This window comes from Mesorhizobium sp. M7A.F.Ca.ET.027.03.2.1, from assembly GCF_003999175.1.
Taxonomy (GTDB): Bacteria; Pseudomonadota; Alphaproteobacteria; order Rhizobiales; family Rhizobiaceae; genus Mesorhizobium.
In genome coordinates this window covers 1-4,430 of the sequence record NZ_RZOM01000491.1, presented here as the reverse complement: position 1 = coordinate 4,430, position 4,430 = coordinate 1, and the positions used below count along the sequence as shown (strand labels likewise).

The window sequence follows — 4,430 nt, the reverse complement described above, 5'->3', positions numbered from 1 at the left end:
CATCAACGGTGTCCGCGCCCGCATTGGCAATCTCACCCATTGGCTGACCGAGAGCGCACCCGACATCGTCTGCCTGCAGGAGATCAAGACCGTCGACGAGCAATTCCCGCGCGCCGAGATCGAGGCGCTTGGCTACAATGTCGAAACCCATGGCCAAAAGGGTTTCAACGGCGTCGCCCTGTTGTCGAAGCTGCGCTTCGACGAAGTCATCCGGGGCCTGCCCGGCGACGATGCCGATGAACAGGCGCGTTTCATCGAAGGCGTTTTCTCAACCGACAAGGGTGCCTTGCGCGTCGCCTCGCTCTATCTGCCGAACGGCAATCCGATCGATGACGAGAAGAAGTTTCCTTACAAGCTGTCCTGGATGGCGCGGCTGGAGCGCTGGGCTGAAGAACGGCTGAGGCTGGAGGAGGCCCTGGTGCTCGCCGGCGACTACAACGTGATTCCCGAGCGGATCGACGCGCGGTTTCCGGAGAACTGGCTGGGCGACGCCCTGTTCCAGCCGCAGACGCGACAAGCCTTCCGGCGGCTGCTCAACCTTGGTTTCACCGAGGCGGTGCGCGCGGTCACCGACGCGCCCGACACCTATACGTTCTGGGACTATCAGGCCGGCGCCTGGCAGAAGAACAACGGCATCCGCATCGACCACCTGCTTTTGTCGCCGGAAGCCGCCAACCGGTTTTCTTCCGCGTCGATCGAAAAGCACGTGCGCGCCTGGGAAAAACCGTCCGATCACGTCCCGGTGGCGATCGATCTCGCGCTTCAGCCGGCCTGAGAGAACCCTCGCCGGGCACGCAGGCGCTGGACCTCATATCGCCACATTTTGCGCCGTTCGTTGCGGTCCTGGCGGCTGGGGTTGCATGAGCACACGATTTCATCTTTGTCGGCCTGGCATTTGCCATGGCCGCTCCCGGTGCGGCATTTGCCGACCAGGAATGCCTGGCCAATGGAAAATCCTACCAGCTTGGCCAGGTCGCCTGCCTGACGGTTGCCGACCGGAGCCATCTGGCCCGCTGCGACATGGTGCTCAACAACACATCGTGGACGAACATCGGGGATAGCTGCCCGGAAAACACGCTGGCGCCACACCACCATGTCACGCCGATCTCGATGCCGGCGCCCAGCATGGTGCCGACGGAGCCGATCGAGAACTGATCGCGATCGACAATCGAGTGCTGCTGGTGAAGCTGACGCAGCCGCGAGACTACTGGTCCGCGTTGTTGCCCTTGGTGAGGATATCATCGGCCAGCGAGATCGCGGTGCGGCGGTCGGCCTCGCCGGCGGTGGCGAATGCCTCTTCCTGCATGCCGCGGATCCAGGGCTGGTCAGCCGGCGAAGCGCGTTCGAGCGCTGCCGTCATCATCGCCAGGCCGCGAACGATCTTGCCGCTCTGGAACAACAAATGGCCCAGTGTCGCCTGGGCGCCGGCATGGCCTTTCTCGGCGGCGAGTTGGAACCAGCGCCCGGCCTGCTTGACACTGGCCTTCACGCCGCCCTCGCCCTTCAAGAACATCTGCCCCATCTCGAACTGCGCGTTCGGATTGCGGTAGTTGGCGGCGGCGCGCATGTAATATTCCTGGGCCGCCACCTCGTTCTCGGCGACCGGGCTGCCGGGAATGCCCGTGCGCAAATAGTCGCCAAGCGCCACCAGCGCGTCGGAGACATAGCTTTCCTCAGGCGAGCCGGGCTCGACGTCCTGGTCGACGATCTCGGAGAAGAACTTGAACGCCTCATAGTCGTCGCGCGCCACGCCGTCGCCCTCGGCATACATGCGGGCAAGCTTCCAGGTGGCACCGATCTGGCCATTTTCGGCAGCGTATTTGTAGGCCTCGGCAGCCTGTTCCTTGTGGCCGTTCTTGTAGGCGGAGAAGCCGAACTGGAAGACCGCCCAAGGGCTGGATTGCGGCTTCACCCCGGTCTTGTCGTCGAATACCTTGTCGTCGAAGGCCATGGCCTGGCCCACGGCGCCAAAGGTCGCGCCAAATGTGGCGGCCACGACCAGTGCCGAAAAGACAGACGACCTCAACAACTCAGATGTCCGCATAACAGTGTGTTTCTTTCGCACCGCCCGGATGGGTCACCGCGCCATCGCGCGCCGGCCCTACCGTCTGTGCATATTTCCATATCGCGCCCGACTGATAGTCGGTCGTGCGCGCCTTCCATGTCTTTGCCCTCGCCGCCAGTTCGCTATCGGACAACGCCACGTCGATCGTGCCGTTCACCGCGTCGATCGAGATCACGTCACCATCCCTGAGCAGCCCGATCGGGCCGCCCACGGCTGCCTCGGGGCCGACATGGCCGATGCAGAAACCGCGCGTCGCGCCCGAGAAGCGCCCGTCGGTGATCAGCGCCACCTTGCCGCCCATGCCCTGGCCGTACAGCGCTGCCGTCGTCGACAGCATCTCGCGCATGCCGGGGCCGCCGCGCGGTCCTTCGTAGCGAATGACGAGAACCTCGCCTTCCCTGTAGTTGCGATGCGTCACCGCCTCGAAACATTCCTCTTCCGAATCGAAGCAGCGTGCCGGGCCGGAGAACTTCAACTCCGCCATGCCCGCAACCTTCACGATCGCGCCTTCGGGGGCAAGGTTTCCCTTCAAGCCCACGACACCGCCGGTTTGGGTAATGGGTGTGTTGGCCGGGCGGACCACATCTTGATGCTCATTCCAGACAACGTGCTGCATGTTTTCGGCCAAAGTGCGGCCAGTCACGGTCATGCAATCACCATGCAGATAGCCGTGGTCGAGCAGCGTCTTCATCAGCAGCGGAATGCCGCCGGCCTCGAACATGTCCTTGGCAACATATTTGCCGCCCGGCTTGAGGTCGGCGATGTAAGGCGTCTTCTCGAAGATCTTGGCCACGTCGAACAGGTCGAACTTGATGCCGGCCTCGTGGGCGATCGCCGGCAGATGCAGTGCCGCGTTGGTCGAACCGCCGGTGGCCGAGACCACGGTCGCCGCATTCTCCAGCGCCTTCAGCGTGACGATGTCGCGCGGCCGGATGTTTTTCGCGATCAGTTCCATGATCTTTTCGCCGGAGGCGAAATTGAACCGGTCGCGCATTTCATAGGGTGCCGGCGCGCCGCAGGAATAGGGCAGCGCCAAGCCGATCGCCTCGGCAACGGTGGCCATGGTGTTGGCGGTGAACTGGGCGCCGCAGGAGCCGGCCGACGGGCAGGCCGCCTGCTCGATTTCGAGAAGTTCGGCATCGTCGATGGTGCCTACCGAGTGCTGACCGACCGCCTCGAACACATCCTGCACGGTGATCTGGCGGCCGCGATAGCTGCCGGGCAGGATCGAACCGCCATAGATGAAGATCGACGGCACGTTGAGCCGCACCATGGCCATCATCATGCCGGGCAGCGACTTGTCGCAGCCGGCCAGCCCGACCAGCGCATCGTAGCAATGGCCGCGCATGGTGAGTTCGACCGAATCGGCGATGACCTCGCGCGACACCAGCGACGACTTCATGCCCTGGTGACCCATGGCGATGCCGTCGGTGACGGTGATGGTGCAGAATTCGCGCGGCGTGCCGCTGGCGGACGCGACGCCCTTCTTGACCACCTGCGCCTGACGCATCAGCGAGATGTTGCAGGGCGCCGCCTCGTTCCAGCAGGAGGCGACCCCGACCAGCGGCTGCGCAATCTCGGCCGCCGACAAACCCATGGCATAGAGATAGGAACGATGCGGCGCACGCGCCGGACCGACGGTCACATAGCGGCTAGGGAGCTTAGCCTTGGAGATGACTTTGGCGTCCATATTCTTCCTTGCCCCATCTTCCCTGCAAATGGGGCGGAGCGGCTGCCCCCTCGCCGAGCCTTTTGGCGCGTGTCCCGAGACAAGATCGAGGTGCGCCGGGTTTATGGCGGGAAATAGGCAATTTCCTCAGCCCGGCTTCCAGCGCAGGGGTTGCTCAGAAACTGTTGCCAAAACATCACAATAGCAGGAGGCGAAAGCGCTACGGATAATATGCAACGCAGCTTGGATGAGACAAATCGGGCGATGCGATCCCAAACAAAAAAGGCCGGGTAATCCCCGGCCTTTTGTTATAATTGTCAGAGACTTAGAACTTGATCTTAAGGCCACCTGAAATCGCCGTGACCAGATCGTTGCCGAAGTCGTAGCTGACATCCGTGCCGGCGACGTATCCGCTCTCACCAGCCAACGCTCCAGAATGGCCGCTGGTCAGCACCCCAACCGCGCCGGCCAGACGCACTTCGATGTTCGGCTTGGGCGTAAAGGCGACGCCGCCGCCCAGTGTCCAGGTATCGGTCTGCGAGCCATAGCCATGCGACGTGCCGCGATCCCAGGAAAGCTGGCCGGCAGCACTCCACTGATCGTTGAACTTGTGGCCAATGCCGCCGGTAACTGTCCAGCCGTCACGATACATCAGGTCCAGCGAGGTGATCTGGCCCGAATGGAGAGCATCACCAG

The 4,430-nt window shown here is 63.0% G+C and carries 4 protein-coding genes and 1 pseudogene; 2 read left to right on the top strand and 3 right to left on the bottom strand.

All coding sequences use genetic code 11. The features are described from left to right. The first annotated feature begins 1 nt into the window (after position 1). Positions 2-775 (top strand): exodeoxyribonuclease III, encoded by a 774-nt coding sequence (xth, locus tag EN750_RS20500; RefSeq protein ID WP_245482754.1) that lies wholly within the window; start codon positions 2-4, stop codon positions 773-775. Between the two features lie 125 nt (positions 776-900). Further along, positions 901-1,155 carry a hypothetical protein gene (locus tag EN750_RS20495; protein ID WP_245482753.1) on the top strand — a complete coding sequence of 85 codons (255 nt, stop codon included), beginning with the start codon at positions 901-903 and terminating at the stop codon, positions 1,153-1,155. A 49-nt stretch (positions 1,156-1,204) separates the two neighbouring features. Here the strand turns inward: EN750_RS20495 and EN750_RS20490 are convergent, their stop codons facing one another. The 3 genes and pseudogenes from EN750_RS20490 to EN750_RS20480 form a co-directional block, all read right to left on the bottom strand. Then, on the bottom strand, positions 1,205-2,044 hold the full coding sequence (locus EN750_RS20490) for a tetratricopeptide repeat protein (RefSeq protein WP_127270686.1): 840 nt from the start codon (positions 2,042-2,044) through the stop codon (positions 1,205-1,207). Further along, positions 2,031-3,755, bottom strand: a complete 1,725-nt coding sequence (gene ilvD / locus EN750_RS20485) for a dihydroxy-acid dehydratase (RefSeq protein ID WP_127270685.1) — start codon at positions 3,753-3,755, stop codon at positions 2,031-2,033. Before ilvD ends, EN750_RS20490 begins: the two co-directional genes overlap by 14 nt. 304 nt (positions 3,756-4,059) lie before the next feature. Further along, positions 4,060-4,430 (bottom strand): annotated as a pseudogene (locus EN750_RS20480) (transporter); the annotation flags it as partial.

Coding starts and splice junctions, on each gene's coding strand:
- EN750_RS20490 (WP_127270686.1), bottom strand. CDS start 2,044: ATGCGGACATCTGAGTTGTTGAGGTCGTCTGTCTTTTCGGCACTGGTC.
- EN750_RS20495 (WP_245482753.1), top strand. CDS start 901: ATGGCCGCTCCCGGTGCGGCATTTGCCGACCAGGAATGCCTGGCCAAT.
- ilvD (WP_127270685.1), bottom strand. CDS start 3,755: ATGGACGCCAAAGTCATCTCCAAGGCTAAGCTCCCTAGCCGCTATGTG.